9 protein-coding genes are annotated in these 13,771 nt (G+C 66.2%); 3 read left to right on the forward strand and 6 right to left on the reverse strand.

What is annotated here, in order from left to right; translation table 11 throughout:
* On the forward strand, positions 1-1,392 hold the full coding sequence (locus AC51GT_RS15105; RefSeq protein WP_496322825.1) for an MFS transporter: 1,392 nt from the start codon (positions 1-3) through the stop codon (positions 1,390-1,392).
* A gap of 196 nt (positions 1,393-1,588) precedes the next feature.
* On the forward strand, positions 1,589-2,866 hold the full coding sequence (locus AC51GT_RS15110; RefSeq protein WP_496329281.1) for a M23 family metallopeptidase: 1,278 nt from the start codon (positions 1,589-1,591) through the stop codon (positions 2,864-2,866).
* A 166-nt stretch (positions 2,867-3,032) separates the two neighbouring features.
* On the opposite strand, the gene AC51GT_RS15115 is transcribed toward AC51GT_RS15110, so the two are convergent.
* From AC51GT_RS15115 to AC51GT_RS15140, 6 genes are all read right to left on the reverse strand, one after another.
* Positions 3,033-4,205 carry a M20 family metallopeptidase gene (locus tag AC51GT_RS15115; RefSeq protein WP_496329282.1) on the reverse strand — a complete coding sequence of 391 codons (1,173 nt, stop codon included), beginning with the start codon at positions 4,203-4,205 and terminating at the stop codon, positions 3,033-3,035.
* Entirely contained in the window at positions 4,202-5,437 is a 1,236-nt protein-coding gene (locus AC51GT_RS15120) for an aminotransferase-like domain-containing protein (RefSeq protein WP_496329283.1), read from the reverse strand. The genes AC51GT_RS15115 and AC51GT_RS15120 overlap by 4 nt, the downstream gene beginning before the upstream one ends.
* 22 nt (positions 5,438-5,459) lie before the next feature.
* The gene (locus AC51GT_RS15125) at positions 5,460-6,659 is read right to left on the reverse strand and encodes a M24 family metallopeptidase (RefSeq protein WP_496329284.1); all 1,200 of its coding nucleotides are present in this window, start codon (positions 6,657-6,659) and stop codon (positions 5,460-5,462) included.
* 63 nt (positions 6,660-6,722) lie between these two features.
* A complete protein-coding gene (locus AC51GT_RS15130) occupies positions 6,723-8,216 on the reverse strand; it encodes an NAD-dependent succinate-semialdehyde dehydrogenase (RefSeq protein WP_496329285.1) in 1,494 nt (497 codons plus the stop codon).
* On the reverse strand, positions 8,195-11,251 hold the full coding sequence (locus AC51GT_RS15135) for an FAD-binding and (Fe-S)-binding domain-containing protein (RefSeq protein WP_496329286.1): 3,057 nt from the start codon (positions 11,249-11,251) through the stop codon (positions 8,195-8,197). The genes AC51GT_RS15130 and AC51GT_RS15135 overlap by 22 nt, the downstream gene beginning before the upstream one ends.
* An 8-nt stretch (positions 11,252-11,259) precedes the next feature.
* Positions 11,260-12,522: an aspartate aminotransferase family protein gene (locus AC51GT_RS15140; protein WP_496329287.1), complete on the reverse strand. Its 1,263-nt coding sequence runs from the start codon at positions 12,520-12,522 to the stop codon at positions 11,260-11,262.
* Between the two features lie 87 nt (positions 12,523-12,609).
* Here AC51GT_RS15140 and AC51GT_RS15145 point away from each other — a divergent pair, with 87 nt between their 5' ends.
* Positions 12,610-13,626 (forward strand): D-2-hydroxyacid dehydrogenase, encoded by a 1,017-nt coding sequence (locus AC51GT_RS15145; RefSeq protein WP_496329288.1) that lies wholly within the window; start codon positions 12,610-12,612, stop codon positions 13,624-13,626.
* Positions 13,627-13,771 lie beyond the last annotated feature (145 nt).

A 13,771-nucleotide genomic window follows, 5' to 3' on the forward strand; every position in this document is an offset into this window, starting at 1 on the left:
ATGAGCCCAAATGTTAAAATGGCATCGTCCGAAGTACCGCCGGGGTTTCCGGATCCGGAATCACCGGAAGGCAAGAAGCTTCTACGCAAGTCAATCGGGGCATCCGCCATCGGTAATGCGACCGAATGGTACGACTACGGCGTCTATGCCACCACGACCACCTATCTGACCCAGGCCTTCTTTCCTGGCGATATCGGCACAATCGGCACGATGCTCGGTTTTGCCATCTCGTTCGTGCTCCGTCCGCTCGGTGGCATGATCTGGGGACCGATCGGGGATCGGATCGGCCGAAAAGCAGTGTTGGCCATGACCATCCTGCTCATCTCGGGCGCCACTGCCATGATCGGCCTGCTGCCGACCCATGCGGTGGCCGGCGTGTGGGCTCCCGTCCTGCTGATCGCGTTGCGGGTGGTCCAGGGCTTCTCGACCGGTGGTGAATACGGCGGCGCCGCAACGTTCATGGCTGAGTATGCGCCCGATAAGAAGCGAGGAAAGTACGGCAGCTTCCTCGAGGTCGGCACCCTTGGCGGGTATGTGGTGGGTACCACGTTCGTGCTGGTCCTGGACTTGTTCCTCAGCGACGATCAGATGTACGAGTGGGGGTGGCGGGTACCCTTCCTGTTCGCCCTGCCGTTGGGGCTGATCGGCCTGTATCTGCGAAATCAGATGAACGACACCCCGGTGTTCATCGAGATGGAGAACAAGAACCAGATCGAGGGCTCGGCGTGGCAGGCATTCAAGGACCTGCTGACGAACTACTGGCAGCCGATTCTGGTGATGTTCGGTCTGGTGATCGCGCTCAACGTGGCCAACTACACGTTGCTCGCCTATCAGCCGACCTACCTGAAGACCACCCTCGGGATGTCCGAGACGGCCGGCACGATCGTCATCTTGGTCGGCCAGCTCGCGATGATGGCCTTTATTCCGTTCTTTGGGGCCTGGTCGGACAAGATCGGCCGAAAACCCATGTGGTGGGGTTCGCTGATCGGCCTGTTCGTGTTCGCAGTCCCGATGTACTGGCTGATGGCGCAGGGTTTGGCGTGGGCCATCATCGGTTTCCTGGTGCTGGGGCTTTTGTACGTCCCGCAGTTGGCGACCATTTCGGCGACCTTCCCGGCAATGTTCCCCACGCAGGTTCGGTACGCGGGATTCGCCATCTCGTACAACGTGGCCACAGCCGCGTTCGGTGGTACCGCGCCGCTGGTGAACGATGCCGTGACGGCCAACGACGGCTGGGAACTGTTCCCGGCCGGCTACATGATGCTGGCCTGTGTCGTCGGCATGATCGCGCTGCCGTTCCTGCGGGAAACCGCGGGATATTCGATCCGTGGAACCGAGGTTCCCGGAGGCGAAACGGCCGCCGAGCGAAAGCTAACCTCCGATTCGGTTTGAGCGACTGAAGGTTTCGCTACGGGGCTCGATCGCCGGTCGGTGATCGAGCCCCGTTTTCTGTGTATGGGATCAGCATCATCGGGGTCCCTGGGTGACTTTCGTTCAGCGAGAACGCCAACTGGTATGTTTCGGCCAACTTCTAGAAATCGGAGTCAGTCGTGAGAGTCACCCGTGTCCCCACTGTCATTGCTCGCTCGTGGTCTCGATCGCGTTGGTCGCCTCCGGTTGCTCATCGGACTCCGGCAGTGATTCGACCGGTGCGTCGGCGCCGCCCCCGGCCGGTTCCGTACCCGGTGTGGCCGTGCCGGACGCGTTCACCGCAATCACTTTGACCACCATCGGGAACTCGCCGCTTCCGTTCCGCGGAACGGACGGCAAGTATCACGTCGCCTACGATCTGCAGCTCACCAATGCCACCGCGGTGCCGGCCACCCTCGACAAGTTCGATGTCGTGGACGGCTCCGATCCGACCAAGGTGATCGCAAGCTTTTCCGGAACTGCGCTGGTCGACCCGAACTGCGACTACGGGGACTGCAATCGACTGCGGGACCTGCCGGCCGGTACCGTCGACGACACCGCGATCCCGCCGCAGGAGAGTCGCGTCCTGTTCATCGATTTTGTGCTGGACTCGCTCGATGATGCCCCGAAGGCGCTGTTGCACCACCTGTACGGGACGGGCGCGGCCTCACCGGCTTTCGGGCAACCGGGGCCCATCGACTACCTGACAACACCCGTTGCGCTGTCCACACAGACAGTCCCGGCCATCTCTCCACCATTGCGAGGGACCAATTGGATTGCCCTCAACGGTTGCTGCGAGCCGGGCTTCCCGCACCGCAGTTCGCTGTCGTCGTTCAACGGGAAACTGAACAACAGTCAGCGTTTCGCGATCGACTGGAAGCGGGTCAACGACGAGGGCGAGTTCTACACGGGCGACAAGACGAGCAACGAGAGCTACGTCGACTACGGCACCGATATCCTCGCCGTCGCCGACGCCACCGTGGTGTCAATCCTCGACGGTATGGAGGCGAACGCTCCGGGTGTGTTGCCTGCGAGCGACCCGACGCTGGCGGCAAAGCTGACCGCAGAGAACGTCGACGGGAATCACGTGATCCTCGATCTCGGTGGAGGCGTCTACGCGATGTACGCCCACATGATCTCGGGATCGGTGACGGTGAAGGCCGGCGACAAGGTGACCGAAGGCCAGGTCATCGGAAAGCTGGGTAACACCGGCAACGCCAACGCATCGCATCTGCACTTTCAGCTCATGGACGGACCGAGCCTTCTCGGATCGGATTCGCTGCCGTACAACTTCAAGAGCCTCGACTATGACGGGCAGGTGGCGCCGCAACAGATCGCCGACGCCGACGATTATCTGACCGGAACGTTCTTGCAGGGCAAGCCGGCCGCACCCGAATCCCGCACCGGCGAACTCCCGCTCAACCTCGCAATCGTGAACTTCCCCGAAGTGCCCTGAGCAACGACGACATTTAAGGCACGGTCGACGGTGATTTCGGCCCGCTCGACGGTGATTTCGGCCCGCTCGACGGTGGTTTCGGCCCGCTCGACGGTGGTTTCGGCCCGCTCGGTGTGGATCCGTCGAGCGTGCCGAAAACGCCGTTCAGCGTGCCGAAATAGTCTCGTCAGAGCATCCGTAAGGCCAGCAGCGCATAGGCTTTCGCGGCGATCACCAGTTCGGCGATCGAGACCGACTCGTCGGGGCGGTGGGCCTGGTCGTTGAGTCCTCCGGGCCCGAGCACGATGGTGGGGATATCGAGATCGCGGTGGATGAAGCCACCGTCGCAGGCGGCGGTCCACCCGGTGATCGCGGTGTGGCCGCCGGCATCGGTGACGGCGCCGGCGGCCTGGCTCGCGAGGGGATGGTCGCGTTCGGTACGGAATCCCGGCATCGCCATCGTCACCTTCACATCAACCGTGATGCCGTCGCGGTCGATTCCGGCGTCGCTGATCGCTCCGCGCAACCACTTCGCGATGTCGTAGGCGTCTTCACCGGGCATCAGCCTGCGGTCGAAACTCACCGTGGCGCTCGGTGCCACCACCGAGATGCCCTGCCCGCCTTCGATGAGCCCGGTGTTCCAGGTGCCCGACCCCAGCAGCGGGTCGGGGTTGGCCAGTAGCCGCCGCTGATCGGTCCGAACCAGGTCGATGACCGCCGCGGCCGCGTCGATGGCGTTGCGGCCATCGGCCGGGCGGCCGGAGTGGGCTGCGCGGCCGCTGATCCGGACCTCGAGGTAGGACGCCCCGCGGCAGGCGATGACGGTCTCGAGGTCGGTGGGCTCGGCGACCACGCAGCCGGCGAACCGGTACCGGGAACCCTGAGATACGAAGTCGCGGATCCCGATCCCGAGATCTTCCTCGTCGACGGTGCAGGCCAGTTGGACCGGACCGGGCAGGTGCATCCCGGACCGGGTGAGTGCGGCCATCGCGATCACCGCAGCCGCGAGTCCGCCCTTCATGTCGGTGGCACCCCGACCGTAGATGCGCCCGTCCTCGACACCGGCGCCGAACGGACGCCGGGTCCATCCGTCGCCGGCGGGTACGACATCCGAGTGGCCCAGCAACATCAACCCCGGCCGATCCCCGAAGTGCGGAACCGTGGCAGTCAGATTCGGACGACCCGGCGCCACCTCCCGGGTCTCGACGGTGAATCCTCGTTCCTGGCAGGCGCGGCCGAGGACCGCGACGGTTTGGGCCTCGGTCCCTCCGGGGTTCTCACCACCGGCATCGATCAGCGACCGGGTGAGAGCAACGAGTTCCGACTCGTCGATCAGCTCGAGTACGGCCGCCTCGTTCACGAAGCGGACACTGCCAGGTCAAGCGCGCTCTTCAGGCGCCGGATCCCCACGTCGATGCGCTCGGGGGTGCTGGAGGCGAAACACAACCGCAGGGCGTTGCGGAAATGGCCGCCGGGGGACAGAGCCGGCCCGGGGATGAAGGCCACGCCCTGCGCCAGGGCGATCTCGAAGAGTTCGCGGGTGTCGACCTCGGCGTATCGGCCTGCCAGGGTGACCCAGAGGAAGAAGCCGCCGTCCGGGTTGGTCGTCGAGAAGTCTTCTCCCAGATGTTGGTTGAGAGAAGAGATCATGGCGTCGCGACGAATCCGGTAGAGGCCGCGCAGGGAGACCAGGTGGGCATCGAGACCACCGCGCGAAATGTACTCCGCGACGATGTGCTGGTTCGGGACATTGGTGCAGGTGTCCATCGCCTGCTTGCCGTTGATCAGCAACTGCCGCAGGGCCGGGTCCGCGTCGATCCAGCCCACGCGCCACCCGGGAGCCAGGATCTTCGAGAACGTCCGCACCGAGAACAACAACGGGTCGTCCGGGCTCAGGGTCCGGAAGGTGGGGATGTCCTGGCCGGAAAAGCGGAGCAGCGCATAGGGATCGTCGTCGATGATGACCGCGCCCCACTTGTGGGCCAATTCGAGCAGTGCCTTACGACGCTCGAGGGACAACGTCACGCCGGAGGGATTCTGGAAGTTGGGGATCGTGTAGATGGCCTTGGGGGTGCGCCCGGTGCGGGCGACGAGATCGGGGAGCTGATCGACCAGCATGCCCTCGTCGTCGACCGGGACCTCCAGCAGTTCGGCACCGTACGACAACGCGGTGGCACTGCCGTTGGTGTACGTCGGTGATTCGGTGATCACCAGATCGCCCGGATCGACGAACAGCTTGCAGGCCAGGTCGAGTCCCTGCATTCCGCCGGTGGTGATGACCAATCGATCCTGACTCGCCGGATCAGGTGTGCCGGCAAGATATTTCACCAGCAGGTCGAGCAACCGCGGCTCGCCTTCGGACGCCCCATACGTGAACGACGTGTGATCGAGGATGCTGCCGGCGATCTCGCGGAACTCGTCGGCCGGTACTGCTTCGTCCGCCGGCGAGCCCATGGCGAATCGCACGATGTCGTGCTTCTGGGCGGCGAGCAGGGACGTCGACGAGTCGATCATCGACCCGACCAGATCTTTGGCCCGGCCGGCGAGTGGAAATGTGCGTGCCCCGGCGAGGGGGAGTCCTGTTGCGGTCATGCGTTTTCCTCTCACTTTCCGATCAGCCCGCTTTCCTGATCAGTTCTCTGGGGAAGCTGGTGAATGTCTCCACGCCGGTGGCGCTGACACGTACCGATTCGGACAGTTCGAATCCGTAGCCGTCCATCCACATGCCGCAGACAATGTGGAAGGTCATGTTCTCGTCGAGGATCGTTTCGTCTTCGGTGCGAATGCTGATGGTCCGCTCACCCCAATCCGGGGGATATCCGATACCGATGGAATAACCGAGCCGGGAATGCTTTTCGAGGCCGTACTTGGCCAGGGTCCAGTTCCAGGTCGACGCCAGTTCGCGGGTGGCAACACCCGGCGCGATGGCGTCGAGGACATTGTTCAGCCCCTCGGCGGTGGCGCCCGCGACGTAGTCCACGTCTTTGTTGACCGGACCCAACGAGACCGTGCGGGCCAGTGGACAGTGGTAGCGGTTGTGGGCACCGGTCAGTTCCACCACCACCGCCTCACCGCTGATGAATGTCCCCTGATTCCAGGTCAGGTGTGGGGTGTCGGCGGCGGCGCCGGTGGGCATCATCGGGACGATCGCCGGATAGTCACCACCGAACTGATCGGTGCCGGTGATCTGGGCCTGCGAGATCGCCGCTGCGGCATCACATTGGCGTACCCCGATGTCGATGGTGTCGATGGCGGCGCGCATCGCCTCCGAGCAGACCATCCCGGCCTGGCGCATCAACTGGATCTCCGCATCGGACTTGACCGAGCGCACCCAGTTGACGAGTTCGAAGCAGTCGACGAGCTTCCACTCGGGGATGGCATTGACCAGCGCGCGATAGGCCTTGGGGGAGAAGAAGTGTGAATCCATCTCCAGTCCCACCGAGCCGCCCCGCGATGCCGGGGCGATGAGATGCCGTTGGCGCAGCGCAAACGCGACCCAGTCGAACGGGTGCACGTGCGGCCGGTGGACATAGCTTTCCGGGTATCCGACGATCTGATCGGGCGGCAACCAGGTGGTGCGGTGGGCGCCGTGGGCGTCCATCTCTCGTGCGAAGTACACCATGTCGCCGTCCATCGGGACGAACAGCATCTGTGGTGTGTAGAACGACCAGGCGTTGTATCCGATGAGATAGAAGATGTTCGCCGGGTCGGTCACGATGATCGCCGACAGACCCTGCCGGTCCATCAGGGTGCGCACCCCGGCGAGCCGGGTCTGGTATTCGGCGTCGCTGAACAACTGGGATCCGAGGTACATCTGGTCACACCTCCTTCTGCTGTCGAATCATCCTGCAGGCGGGGGATTTCCGCCAACGGGCCGTCAGGTTCGTGGTATGGCGAGGTATTTGATCTCGAGGAACTCCTCGATACCGACCCGCCCACCCTCGCGACCGAGTCCCGATTGTTTGACGCCGCCGAACGGTGCCGCCGGGTTGGACACCAGGCCGGTGTTGAGGCCCACCATCCCGACCTCCAGACCCGCGGACATCCGCAGTCCGCGGTCGATGTCCTGGGTGAAGAGATATCCGACCAGACCCCACGGGGTGTCGTTGGCCAGCTCGATGACCTCGTCTTCGGTGTCGTAGGGGATCACCGGCGCCACCGGGCCGAAGATCTCGGTCCCCATCAGGGCCGAGCGCCGGTCGACACCCGAGAGCACCGTCGGCAGGTAGAAGTAGCCGGCATCCGTGGATGCCTCTCCGCCGCAGAGCACCTCGGCACCGCGGCTGACGGCGTCGGCGACGAGCTCGCGGACCTTGTCGATGGCCTTCTGCTCGACCAACGGACCGACGTCGGTGCCGTCCTCGGCGCCGTCGCCGACCTGCAGCGCGCCCATCTTCGCGGCCAGTCGCGCGGTGAACTCACCGGCGACGCTGCGGTGCACGAACATCCGGTTGGCAGCGGTGCAGGCCTCACCCATGTTCCGCATCTTCGCCATCATCGCCCCGTCGACGGCCTTCTCGAGGTCGGCGTCTTCGCAGACGATGAACGGCGCGTTCCCGCCGAGTTCCATCGAGGTGCGCATCACCGTGCGGGAGGCCTGCTCCAGCAGGAGTTTGCCGACCTGGGTGGATCCGGTGAAGCTGACCTTGCGGGCCAGTCCGCTGTCCATCCAGGTTTCGACGACGGGGCCGGGCGCATCGGTGGTCACCACATTCAAGACACCGGCGGGGAGCCCGGCGAGGGTGAGGATCTCGGTGAGGGCCAACGCCGTCAGCGGTGTCAGTTCGGCGGGTTTGAAGACCATGGTGCAGCCGGCGGCGATCGCCGGACCGATCTTGCGGGTACCCATCGCCAGCGGGAAGTTCCACGGCGTGACCAGGATGCAGGGTCCCACGGGCTCTTTGGTGACGATGATCCGATTCTTGCCGTCACCGGTGGTGGTGTGGCCGCCGTCGATCCGGACGGCCTCCTCGGAGAACCAGCGGAAGAACTCGGCGGCGTAGGCCACCTCACCTCTGGCCTCGGCGAGCGGCTTGCCCATCTCGGTGGTCATGATCAGCGCCAGCTCGTCCGTGCGGTCCAGGATCAGGTCGTGGGCGCGGCGCAGGATCTCACTGCGTTCGCGGGGGGCAGTGGCGGCCCAGGTCTTCTGATGCCGGGCGGCGGAATTGATCGCTGCCGTCGCATCGGCCGCACCACCGTTGGCCACGTGCGCAATCACCTGACCGGTGGCCGGATCCTCGACCTCGAAGGTCTCGCCGGATGCTGCCGACGTCCACTGTCCGTCGATGAACAGTCCGGAAGGCAGTGATCCGATCAGGCCGGCCGCGAGGGCCTTTCGATCCGTGCTCAGTACCGGTGACGTCGCCATGGTTTACCTCCTCGTGGTTGTTGTTGGGTGCCGCCGTTCGGCCGTGCCGGTGCGGGGTGCAGCAGCTCGGCCAGATGTACCGACTGCACATCGGGCACGGTCGCGTCGGTGGCCGCGAGATGCTGGACCGCCATGGCGCAACTGAATCCGTCGGTCAGCACCGGGGTGTGATCGGCGTGGTTGCGCAGGGCCGGTGCCAGCGCCTGCTCGGCGACACCCATGCTCACCTCGTAGTGGCCCTTCTCGAATCCGAAGTTGCCTGCCACGCCGCAACATCCGTCGGCCTGGTGGATGGTGGTGGCCCCGAGGCGGCGTAGCACCGACTGCTGGGTGTTGGGCCCGAAGGTCGCGTACTCGTGGCAGTGCGTCTGCACGGTCACCTCGGCCGGCAGCGGCGCGGTCGGCTGCCATCCCCCGTCGAGGAGGTGCCCGACCTCGGTGGCGAAGCTGCGGACGCGGCCGGCGACCCGCTTGGCGGCGTCGGTGTGGACGAGTTCGGGCAGGTCCTTGCGCAGGGCGGCAGCGCAACTGGGGTCGGGTACGACGATCGGCCGGTCGGTGCCGTCGTCGAGGGCATCGGCGGTGCGCGCCAAGACCTTACGGGCCCGCCTGAGCTGACCGGTGGAGATCCAGGTCAACCCGCAGCAGTTGTCGGCCTCGCAACTGACCGTCCGCCCGGCGCTGCCGAGCACCCCCGCGGTGGCCGCGGCGACCTGCGGCCGAAACGCCTTGGTGAACGAATCGACGAACAGGACGGAGTCGGCTGCCGGGTCGGGGCGCAGCCCGGACATGCCGTCCCGCACGGTGTTTCGCCGGGCGAACGCGGGCATGGTGCGCCGGGGATCGACACCGCCGGCGCGGGCGGCGAGATCGGCCAGGGGGCCGGACAGCGCCCGGTTGATCAGTGGTGCCAGCGGGGCGGCGGCCCCCAGCCAGGCCGGCATCCACCCCAGTGAGTAGTGCGACAGGGGACGTAGCCGACCGCGGTAGTAGTTGGAGAAGAACTCCGACTTGTACGTCGCCATGTCGACGCCGACGGGACAGTCTGTGGAACAGGCCTTGCAGGACAGGCACAGGTCGAGAGCCTCCCGGGAATCCTCGTCGCGCCACCCCGACTTGATGTCGGGGGCGGTGCGGACCATTTCCTGCAGCACCCTGGCCCGGCCCCGGGTGGAGTCCTTTTCGTCCCCGGTGGCACGGTAGCTCGGGCACATCACGCCACCGGACGTCGTGCGGCATCGCCCGACGCCGATACATCCCTGGACGGCGTGCACGAACGGGTCGAGGCCGGGTTTGCCGCCGTCAGAGAGTTCGGGTGTCCCGAGATCGAACGTGGTCTTCCAGTGCCGGTCCGGGACATCGGCCAGGGCCAGGTTGTCGTCGATCCGGTCGGGGTCGACGATGCTGCCGGGGTTGAGGATCCCGGCCGGATCCCAGATCTGCTTGAAATCGGAAAACGCCGAGATGAGCTCGGGGGAGTACATGATCGGCAGGAACTCCGAACGTGACCGACCGTCGCCGTGCTCACCGGAGAGCGAACCACCATGCGCGACAACAAGTTCTGCGGCCTCGGTGCAGAATCTGCGCATCGTGGCGCGGCCCGCGGCGCTGCGGAGGTCGAACGTGATCCGCACATGCATGCAGCCGGCGCCGAAATGCCCGTACATCACACCGGTCAGTCCGTGCCGGTCGAGGAGTTGCTCGAACCCCTCGAGATACTCGGCCAGGTTCTCCGGCGCCACCGCGGAATCCTCCCAGCCGGGCCAGGATTCGTAGGCGCCGCCGTGCCCACCTTCTTCGGGGGCGACGTCTTCGGGGTCGACCAGCCGCGACGACAGGCCGGCGCCGTCCTCGCGTATCCGCCAGAGCGAGACCCGCTGCGTCGGATCGGGCACGGTGCGTCCGTCGACGAGACGTCCGTTGGCGCGGAGTTTGTCGAACAACGCCAGAGCTGCTTCCTGCGGGCCCTCGGAGCCGAAGCCGGAGGCGGAGGCGGAGCTCGACCATTTCAACGCACTCTCCTCATCGAGATCGACGTAGAGCCAGGCGTTTCCGCTGGGCAGTCCCGCGACTGCGTCGTCGCCGCGCCGGGCCCGCATGGTCGCGACGATGCGTTCGTCGATGCCTTCGATGGCCGACGGGGCGAACTCGAGGAGCGTGGGGACGTCGCGGGCGGCGTCGACCACGTTGCGATAGCCCAGTGCAAGCAACAGCGGGCGGGTGGCCGACGGGACCAGCCGGACGGTCGCCGACACCACGATCGCGCAGGTTCCCTCGGTTCCGACCAGGGCCCGGGCGACGTCGAAACCGTTCTCCGGCAACAGCTTGCCGAGGTGGTAGCCCGAGACCTGACGCGGGATGCGTTCCATCTCGGTGCGGATCGCGCCCAGATTCGACGAGGTCAACTCGCGCAGCCGTGTCGAGAGTTCGGCGGCGCGGTCGGCGGCGACGGCGTCGGCCGGGTCGGTCGCGATCAGGCCGGTGCGGGTGGCGGTCAGCTGCAGTCCGTCCGCGGTGACCAGGTCGAGGGATTCGACGTGGTCGGTGGTGCGGCCGTGGCGGACCGAATGATTGCCGCAGGCATCGTTGGCGATGGCACCGCCCAGTGTGGCCCGGGACTGGCTCGACGGGTCGGGGGCGAACGTCAGTGATCCGCCGGTGGCGCCGCGCACCTCGCTCTGCAGCGTGGTCAGGACGATGCCGGCCTGGGCGACCGCTGTTCGGTTCTCGGCATCGACGGCCAGTGTTCGGTTCAGATGGCGGGAGAAGTCGAGGATGACGCCGGCGCCGATCGCGTTCCCGCCCATGCCCGTCCCACCACCACGTGCGGTCAGCGTGAGCCCGTTTCGGTGGCAGTACACAGCCACCGCCGCGACATCGGCAGCGCTGCGGGGGAACACCACGACCAGTGGACGCAGCCGATAGTTCGACGCGTCGTACGCATATTCGGTCCGCCGCCGCGAGGAGGCGTCGGCGCTCAGGCCGAGAGCGATGAGATCAGCGCAGATGTGGTCGGGGGATGGGGCCGGATCCATGACCACCACTATCCAAGGGTCGCGGTCAGCGCGGCTTCGAACCTGTTCAACCCGGTGGCCATCTCGTCTTCGGTGACCACGAGCGCCGGGATCAGGCGGACCACGTTGCCCATCGGACCGCAGGTCAGCGTCAGTAGTCGCTCCGGGATGCAGGCCTGCTGGACGGCCGCGGCGGTCACGGCGTCCGGGGCGCCGTCGGCGTCGACGAACTCGATACCCGCCATCAGGCCGAGGCCGCGGACGTTCCCGATCTCGCTGAACTTCGGTGCGAGTTCGGCCAGCCCCTGCAGCATCTGGTCGCCGCGTATCCGGGCGTTGTCCACCAGGTTTTCCTCGGCGATGACCTCGAGCGTGGCCACACCGGCCGCCGCCGCGACCGCGTTGCCGCCGTAGGTGCCGCCCTGCGACCCGGGCCAGGCCTTGGCCATCAGCGCCTCGGGGGCGGCGATGGCCGAGATCGGGAATCCGGATGCGATGCCCTTGGCGGTGATCAGGATGTCGGGGGTCAGACCGTCGGTGTGCTGGTGGCCCCAGAACTTTCCGGTCCGGCCCACACCCGCCTGGACCTCGTCGAGGATGAGGACGATGCCGTACCGGTCGGCACGTTCGCGCAGGCCGGCGAGGAAGGCCGGGGGTGTGGGCAGGTAACCGCCATCGCCGAGTACCGGCTCGATCAGGAATGCCGCGGTGTCGTCGGGGGCGACCCGGGAGGCGAAGAGGTAGTCGAGCTCGCGCAGCGCGAACTCGACCGCGGTCACCTCGTCCCAGCCGTAGCGGTAGGCATAGGGGAACGGGGCCATGTGTACCCCGCCCATCAGTGGTGAGAAGCCGGCGGAGAAACGGGTCCCGGCGGTGGTCAGGGTGGCCGCGGCGACGGTGCGTCCGTGGAAACCGCCCTGGAAGACGACGATGTTGGGCCGGGCGGTGGCCATTCGGGCCAGGCGTACGGCGGCTTCGACGGCCTCGGAGCCGGAGTTTGCGTAGAACACCGAATCCAGGCCGGTGGGCAGATGCTCGCCGAGCTTCTCGGTGAGCTCGAGCAACGGCTTGTGCATCACGGTGGTGTACTGCGCGTGGATGATCTTGCCGCACTGTTCCTGCGCTGCGGCAACCACTTTCGGGTGGCAATGGCCCGTGCTGGTGACACCGATGCCGGTGGTGAAGTCGAGGTAGTCGACTCCGTCGGTGCCATGAATCCAGGACCCCTGAGCGTGGTCGACGACCACCGGTGTCGCCTGTTTCAGAGCGGGGCTCAGCTGGGTGGGGCTCATTCGTACACCGTGACGGCAGATTGCAGGATTGTCAACAATTAGACAGTTGCGGTCGTAGATGTTGGTTCACTGCCTTAACGTGGCCTCATGGGAGTTGGGCAGAACAGAAGTCGCCACGAGAAGTCGGAAAAGCCGGTCGTTGCGATCCTGGGCCGCGAGGGCCTCGGAGAACCTGCCAATCTGGCGCAGATCCGCGAGGTCGCCGAGGTGCGCATGTGTACCACCACCAGCCTCGGGGCCGCACTGGCCGACGGGCAAGGCGCCGATGTGCTGCTGCTCTGGGACTTCTTCTCCGCCGCGCTGCGGGACAACTGGTCGCACGCGAAGGCCCTGCGATGGGTGCACGTGTGCGCCGCCGGCGTCGACGCGATGCTGTTCGACGAGTTGCGGTCGTCGAAGGTCACCGTCACCAATGCGCACGGCGTTTTCGACGGGCCGATCGCCGAGTTCGTGCTGGGATCGATCATCGCCCAGGACAAACAGTTCCACCGGTCCAAACGGCTGCAGCACGAGAAGCGCTGGGAGCGCCGCGACACCATCCGGACCGCCGGTCGCAGTGTCCTGGTGATCGGTACCGGGGGTATCGGGCGGGCGGTTGCCCGGCTGCTCCGGGCCGCCGGACTGAAGGTGACCGGCGCCGGCCGCACCGAACGTACCGACGACCCCGACTTCGGGACGGTCCTGACCACCGACGACCTCGCCGGGTACGTCGGCCGGTTCGACAACGTGATCACCATCGCCCCGCTGACGGAGAAGACCAGGGGGCTGATCAGCGCCGAGGTGCTGGCCGCCATGAAACCGACCGCGCATCTGATCAACGTCGGCCGGGGGCAGCTCATCGACGAACGTGCCCTCATCGCTGCGCTGCGGTCCGGGACCATCGCGGCGGCGTCGCTCGACGTGTTCGAGGTGGAACCCCTGCCGGAGGTGAACCCGCTCTGGGAGATGGAGAACGTCAATGTCTCGGCCCACATGAGCGGGGACGTCGTGGGTTGGCGCGATGAACTGGCAGACCTGTTCCTCGACAACCTGCGCGAGTATGCGGCGGGCCGGGCGCCGGCCAACGAGGTCGACAAGACGGTCGGATACGTGCGGGCCGGCTGAGAGGTCGACGTCCACCCGGTCGGGCAGGGGATCGGTCGGATACGTGCGGGCCGGCTGAGAGGTCGACGTCCACCCGGTCGGGCAGGGGATCGGTCGGGTACGTGCGGGTCAGTTGAGATGTTTCGCCCAACCTGTGCCTATTCAC

It is taken from the genome of Williamsia sp. z34, assembly GCF_059553395.1.

Coding starts and splice junctions, on each gene's coding strand:
- AC51GT_RS15135 (WP_496329286.1), bottom strand. CDS start 11,251: ATGGATCCGGCCCCATCCCCCGACCACATCTGCGCTGATCTCATCGCT.
- AC51GT_RS15120 (WP_496329283.1), bottom strand. CDS start 5,437: ATGACCGCAACAGGACTCCCCCTCGCCGGGGCACGCACATTTCCACTC.
- AC51GT_RS15140 (WP_496329287.1), bottom strand. CDS start 12,522: ATGAGCCCCACCCAGCTGAGCCCCGCTCTGAAACAGGCGACACCGGTG.
- AC51GT_RS15145 (WP_496329288.1), top strand. CDS start 12,610: ATGGGAGTTGGGCAGAACAGAAGTCGCCACGAGAAGTCGGAAAAGCCG.
- AC51GT_RS15105 (WP_496322825.1), top strand. CDS start 1: ATGAGCCCAAATGTTAAAATGGCATCGTCCGAAGTACCGCCGGGGTTT.
- AC51GT_RS15125 (WP_496329284.1), bottom strand. CDS start 6,659: ATGTACCTCGGATCCCAGTTGTTCAGCGACGCCGAATACCAGACCCGG.
- AC51GT_RS15130 (WP_496329285.1), bottom strand. CDS start 8,216: ATGGCGACGTCACCGGTACTGAGCACGGATCGAAAGGCCCTCGCGGCC.